Annotated in this window: 5 protein-coding genes and 1 rRNA gene; 5 read left to right on the plus strand and 1 reads right to left on the minus strand. The window is 72.4% G+C overall.

Translation table 11 applies throughout. The features are described 5' to 3' along the window. Nucleotides 1-106: 106 nt before the first annotated feature. The 5 genes from ACFWXQ_RS48025 to ACFWXQ_RS48045 are packed head-to-tail and all read left to right on the plus strand — an operon-like array spanning nt 107 to nt 5,804. Nucleotides 107-1,537 carry a glycerophosphoryl diester phosphodiesterase membrane domain-containing protein gene (locus tag ACFWXQ_RS48025; protein WP_383947221.1) on the plus strand — a complete coding sequence of 477 codons (1,431 nt, stop codon included), beginning with the start codon at nt 107-109 and terminating at the stop codon, nt 1,535-1,537. A 4-nt stretch (nt 1,538-1,541) separates the two neighbouring features. After that, nucleotides 1,542-2,291, plus strand: coding sequence for a DUF4129 domain-containing protein (locus tag ACFWXQ_RS48030; RefSeq protein WP_383947218.1), 750 nt, complete (start codon nt 1,542-1,544; stop codon nt 2,289-2,291). Further along, nucleotides 2,288-3,505: a DUF4350 domain-containing protein gene (locus ACFWXQ_RS48035; protein WP_383947216.1), complete on the plus strand. Its 1,218-nt coding sequence runs from the start codon at nt 2,288-2,290 to the stop codon at nt 3,503-3,505. Before ACFWXQ_RS48030 ends, ACFWXQ_RS48035 begins: the two co-directional genes overlap by 4 nt. Further along, entirely contained in the window at nt 3,505-4,494 is a 990-nt protein-coding gene (locus ACFWXQ_RS48040; RefSeq protein WP_383947261.1) for an AAA family ATPase, read from the plus strand. The genes ACFWXQ_RS48035 and ACFWXQ_RS48040 overlap by 1 nt, the downstream gene beginning before the upstream one ends. After that, nucleotides 4,494-5,804, plus strand: coding sequence for a DUF58 domain-containing protein (locus ACFWXQ_RS48045; RefSeq protein ID WP_383947214.1), 1,311 nt, complete (start codon nt 4,494-4,496; stop codon nt 5,802-5,804). The genes ACFWXQ_RS48040 and ACFWXQ_RS48045 overlap by 1 nt, the downstream gene beginning before the upstream one ends. Before the next feature lie 101 nt (nt 5,805-5,905). Here the strand turns inward: ACFWXQ_RS48045 and rrf are convergent. Beyond that, nucleotides 5,906-6,000 (minus strand): 5S ribosomal RNA (gene rrf, locus ACFWXQ_RS48050); the annotation flags it as partial.

The following is a 6,000-nucleotide window of genomic DNA, read 5'->3' on the forward strand; positions in this document are numbered from 1 at the left end:
AAGGTGTGCAGCCCATACGGCAGCCGGTCACTTCCCGGCCACACCGTGGCACGATGGCTGCCAACCTGCCGCCGCGACCGCGGACGGGCACCGTGAAGGAGCGACGATGAAAGACACTCCGGGCTGGGCATCGCCCGGATCTGCCCCCTCCGACGGGCAGAACGGACAGGAGCCGACGGCTTCCGGCCCTGCCGAGCCCGCGGACCGGCCCGGTCCCACGGAGCCCGCGGGCGAACCGGGCCGACCCGGCACCGACCCGTCCGCCCCCGGCCCGAAGTGGTCCAAGGAACAGCCCCCACCGGCCCAGTGGCCGTCCCCCGGCAGCCCCCAGGACACCCCGCCCCAGGCCCCGCCACCACCCCCGCCCGGCCCCGGCTGGGGCGGCCAGCCCCCTGCGGGCCCCGGCTGGGGCGGCCAACCGCCCACCGGCCCGTACGGCGGCGGCTACGGAGGTCCCGGCGGCCCTGGTGGCTACGGCGGCCCCGGCGGTTACGGTCCCGGCGGCCACCCGGGTTGGGGAGGCGGCTGGGGAGGTCCCCCGCCCGCGGCCAAGCCCGGCGTCATCCCGCTCCGCCCGCTCGGCGTCGGCGAGATCCTCGACGGCGCGGTGTCGACAATGCGTACGCACTGGCGCACCGTGCTCGGCATCTCGCTGACCGTCGCGGTCTTCACGCAGATCGCCGTGATCCTGCTCCAGGGCTTCGTCCTGGACGACAGCGCCAGCACGGAGACCCTCAACGACCCCAGCGCCACCGCCGGCGAACTGTCGCGCGCCCTGGGCGACAGCCTCCTGAACTCCGGCGTCGTCCTGCTGATCACCCTGCTCGGCACGATCGTGGCGACCGCCCTGCTCACGACCGTGACCAGCCGCGCCGTGCTCGGCAAGTCGGTGACCACCGCGGAAGCCTGGAGCGACGCCCGGCCGCAGCTGCCCAAGCTCTTCGGACTGACCTTCCTGCTCCCGCTCATCGCCATCACGGTCGGCGCCCTGGGCACACTGCCCGGCATCCTCGTCGGCCTCGCCGGCGGAGGTGACGGCGCCATCGCGCTCGCCGTCTTCGGCGGCCTGGCCGCGGGCGTCGTCGCGCTCTGGCTGATGATCCGCTTCTCGCTGGCCTCGCCCGCCCTGATGCTGGAGAAGCAGAGCGTCTTCAAGTCGATGAGCCGCTCCGCGAAGCTCGTCCGCGGCTCCTGGTGGCGGGTCTTCGGCATCCAGCTGCTCGCCACGATCATCGCGAACATCGTGGCGTCGATCATCGTGATCCCCTTCGCCTTCCTCGCCTCCGCACTCAGCGGCGAGGGGGTCACCGGCTTCCTCAACACCGGCACCGGCGACCTCGGCTGGACGTTCCTCATCATCAGCGGGATCGGCTCGGTGATCGGCTCCATGCTCACGTTCCCGATCACCGCCGGCGTCTCGGTGCTCCTCTACATCGACCAGCGCATCCGCCGCGAAGCCCTCGACCTCGACCTGGCCCGCGCCGCCGGCGTCCAGGACTACGGCTCCGGCACCCCCGGCTCCACCCCGGGGAGCTGACGGAGTGAGCCTGGCGGGGGGAGTTCTCACGGCGGCACTGGCGCTGCCACGCGCCAACGGCACAGCCGTACTGACGCTGTCGCGCGGCGAAGGCGAACCGCCGGTCACCATCCCGCGCGACCCCGCGCAGGAGGCGGCCCGGCGCGAGCTGTCCAAGCGGATGTACCACGAGAACGACCCCAGCCTTGTCGAACGAGCCCTGGACGCCTTCTGGGAATGGGTCGACAAGCTGTTCAACGCCGCCTCCTCCGCGACACCGGGCGGCGCACTCGGCCTCCTCGTCGTCGTCCTGGCGGCCGTGGCACTCATCGGTGCCCTCTGGTGGCGCCTCGGCACCCCACGCCGCGGCCCGACGTCGGCGGCCCCGCTCTTCGACGACCGGCCGCGCAGCGCCGCCGAGCACCGCGCGGCAGCCGAGGCACACGCGGCCCAGGGCCACTGGAACCAAGCCGTCCAGGAGCGCATGCGCGCCGTCGTGCGCTCCCTGGAGGAACGCGCCCTGCTCGACCCCCGCCCCGGCCGCACCGCCGACGAGGCCGCCGCCGAAGCGGGCCGCACGCTCCCCGCCCACACGGACCGACTCCGCGCCGCCGCCCGGGACTTCGACGACGTGACGTACGGCGGACGAACAGCCGACTCGGACACGTACCAACGCCTCGCACAACTCGACCGCGAACTGGAACGCACCAGGCCGGTCCTCGTGAGCAGCACCCACAGCACGGCCCACAGCGCCCACCAGGGGGCCGCCGAGTGACCACCGAGGCCCCCGCACCCGAGGCGCCCGAGGCCACCCCGCAGTCCACCTCCGCCTCTCCCACGGCCCGTCAACTGTGGACCCGCACGCGCGGTGTGCTGCTCGCGCTGGTGATCCTCGTGGCAGCCGCCGTGGCCATCGCCGCGATCCGCTCGGACGCCCAGAGCGGCAGCCTCGACCCGCGCTCCGCGGACCCCTCCGGCAGCCGCGCCGTCGCCGAACTCCTCGCCGACCAGGGCGTGTCCACCCGCGTGGTCACCACCCTGGAAGAGGCCAGAACAGCCGTCGGCACCGACACGACCCTGCTGGTCGCCCGCCCCGACCTGCTGACCGACCGTCAGCAGGAACGGCTCCACTCGGCGTTCAAGAACTCCGGCGGCCGCACCCTCCTCGTCGCCCCCGACCTCCCGTCCGTCGGCACCCTCGCCCCCGGAGCCGACGCCGACCCCGCGCCCAGCTTCGACTCCACGCTGTCGCCGAACTGCTCCCTGCCCGCCGCCCGGCGAGCCGGCAAGGCCCAGACAGGCGGCCTCCGCTACACCACGAGCGCGCCCGACGCCGAATCCTGCTACCCCAGCGACGGCCTGCCCACCCTGGTGCGCATCCCGGCGGCCGAGGGGAACGGCGACACCGTCGTACTCGGTGCTCCCGACATCCTCCAGAACGAACACCTCGACAAGCAGGGCAACGCCTCGCTCGCCCTCCAACTGCTCGGTTCCCGCCCCCACCTGGTCTGGTACCTCCCCTCGCTCTCCGACGACTCGGCCAGCGACGCCGGTGACCGCAGCTTCTTCGACCTGATGCCCTCCGGCTGGCTCTGGGGCACGCTGCAGCTTTTCTTCGCCGCGCTCCTGGCCGCCCTCTGGCGCGCGCGCCGCCTCGGCCCGCTCGTGCCCGAGAAACTCCCGGTCGCGATCCGCGCCTCCGAGACCGTCGAAGGCCGCGCCCGCCTCTACCGCAAGTCCAACGCCCGCGACCGCGCCGCCGCGGCTCTGCGCTCCACCACCCGCACCCGCCTCGCCCCCCTCGTCGGTGTCTCCCCCGCCCAGGCGCACACGCCCGAGGCCCTGCTCCCCGCCCTGTCCGCCCAGCTCCGCCGGGAAGGACAGGCCCTGCACTCACTCCTCTTCGGGCCGCCACCCCGCGACGACGCGGCCCTCATCGCTCTCGCCGACCAACTCGACGCCCTCGAAAGAGAGGTACGCCGTCCATGATGGACCCGACCACTGACAACGCCGGGTACACCGGGGATCCGGGCACCGCCCGCGCCTCCCTGGAAGCCCTGCGCGCCGAGATCGCCAAAGCCGTGGTCGGCCAGGACCCCGCCGTGACCGGCCTCGTCGTCGCACTCCTCTGCCGCGGACACGTACTCCTGGAAGGCGTCCCCGGAGTAGCCAAGACCCTGCTCGTCCGGGCCCTGGCATCCGCACTCGAACTCGACACCAAGCGCGTCCAGTTCACCCCTGACCTGATGCCGAGCGACATCACGGGCTCCCTCGTCTACGACGCCCGCACCGCCGAGTTCTCCTTCCAGCCCGGCCCGGTCTTCACGAACCTCCTCCTCGCCGACGAGATCAACCGCACGCCGCCCAAGACCCAGTCCTCCCTCCTCGAAGCGATGGAGGAACGCCAGGTCACGGTCGACGGCACCCCGCGCCCGCTCCCCGAGCCGTTCCTGGTCGCCGCGACCCAGAACCCGGTCGAGTACGAAGGCACGTATCCCCTCCCCGAAGCCCAGCTGGACCGTTTCCTCCTGAAGCTGACGATCCCTCTCCCGTCCCGCCAGGACGAGATCAACGTCCTCAGCCGCCACGCGGAGGGCTTCAACCCGCGCGACCTGCGCGCCGCCGGCGTACGCCCCGTCGCAGGCCCCGGGGACCTCGAAGCCGCCCGCGCGGCCGTCGCCAAGACCACGGTCTCCCCCGAAATCACCGGCTACGTAGTGGACATCTGCCGCGCCACCCGCGAATCGCCGTCCCTCACCCTCGGCGTCTCCCCCCGCGGCGCGACGGCCCTCCAGGCCACAGCCCGCGCCTGGGCCTGGCTGACCGGCCGCGACTACGTCATCCCGGACGACGTGAAGGCCCTCGCGCTGCCTACCCTCCGCCACCGCATCCAGCTCCGCCCGGAAGCAGAGATGGAGGGCGTGACGGCCGACTCGGTCATCAACGCGATCCTCGCCCACGTCCCCGTACCCCGCTGATGGCCCTCACCGGACGCGCCGCCCTCCTGGCGGCCCTCGGCACCCTCCCCGTCGGCATCTGGGAACCCAGCTGGACGGGCATCCTCGCGGTGAACGCCCCGCTGGCCCTCGCCTGCGCCTGCGACTTCGCCCTGGCAGCCCCCGTACGCAGCCTCGGCCTGACCCGCTCCGGCGACACCTCGGCACGCCTCGGCGAAAAAGCCGACGTCACCCTCACGGTCACCAACACGTCCAGCCGCCCTCTGCGCGCCCGCATCCGCGACGCCTGGCCCCCGAGCAGCTGGCAGCCCGGCACGGAAATCGCAGCGTCCCGCCACGAGCTCACGGTCCCCGCAGGCGAACGCCGACGCGTCACCACTCGTCTGCGCCCCACCCGCCGCGGCGACCGCCACGCGGACCGCGTCACCATCCGCTCGTACGGCCCTCTCGGCCTCCTCACCCGCCAGGGCAACCACAAAGTCCCCTGGACGGTACGCGTCCTGCCCCCCTTCACCAGCCGCAAGCACCTCCCCTCGAAGCTGGCCCGACTGCGCGAACTCGACGGCCGCACCAGCGTCCTGACCCGCGGCGAGGGCACGGAATTCGACAGCCTCCGCGAGTACGTCCCCGGCGACGACACCCGCTCGATCGACTGGCGCGCCACCGCCCGCCACTCCACGGTCGCCGTACGCACCTGGCGCCCCGAACGCGACCGCCACATCCTCCTGATCCTCGACACGGGCCGCACTTCAGCGGGCCGCGTCGGAGACATCCCCCGCCTCGACGCCTCCATGGACGCGGCCCTCCTCCTGGCAGCCCTGGCCTCCCGGGCCGGCGACCGCGTGGACCTGCTCGCGTACGACCGCCGGGTACGAGCCCTCGTACAGGGCCGATCCGCAGGCGATGTCCTTCCCTCCCTGGTCAACGCCATGGCCCGCCTCGAACCGGAACTCCTCGAAACAGACGCCCGCGGCCTGACCTCCACCGCAATCCGCACGGCCCCCCGCCGCTCCCTGATCGTGCTCCTCACAACCCTCGACGCGGCCCCCATCGAGGAAGGCCTGCTTCCCGTACTCTCCCGCCTCACCCAGCGCCACACAGTCCTCGTCGCTTCGGTGTCCGACCCCCACATAGAACAAATGGCAGCGGCACGGGGAAACACCGAGGCTGTGTACGAGGCCGCTGCCGCGGCACAGGCCCAGGCAGAACGCCATCGCACCGCGGAACAACTCACCCGCCACGGAGTGACTGTCGTCGACGCGACCCCGAACGACCTGCCGCCGGCCCTGGCGGATGCATATCTGGCACTCAAGGCAGCGGGACGCCTTTGAGCACTACAGAAATGCAGGGCGGAAAAGAACCCGCGCCACGAAAAGCCCCTGAAACACAAGAAAGCCCCCGCACCGAAGTGCGGGGGCTTTCTGTAATATTTGTTCGGCGGTGTCCTACTCTCCCACAGGGTCCCCCCTGCAGTACCATCGGCGCTGTAAGGCTTAGCTTCCGGGTTCGGAATGTAACCGGGCGTTT

Origin of the sequence: Streptomyces sp. NPDC058697, from assembly GCF_042715345.1 — a bacterium.
Lineage (GTDB): Bacteria > Actinomycetota > Actinomycetes > Streptomycetales > Streptomycetaceae > Streptomyces > Streptomyces liliifuscus.

Excerpts from the sequence above, each read along its gene's own strand:
- ACFWXQ_RS48025 (WP_383947221.1), top strand. The coding sequence starts at position 107 with ATGAAAGACACTCCGGGCTGGGCATCGCCCGGATCTGCCCCCTCCGAC.
- ACFWXQ_RS48040 (WP_383947261.1), top strand. The coding sequence starts at position 3,505 with ATGGACCCGACCACTGACAACGCCGGGTACACCGGGGATCCGGGCACC.
- ACFWXQ_RS48045 (WP_383947214.1), top strand. The coding sequence starts at position 4,494 with ATGGCCCTCACCGGACGCGCCGCCCTCCTGGCGGCCCTCGGCACCCTC.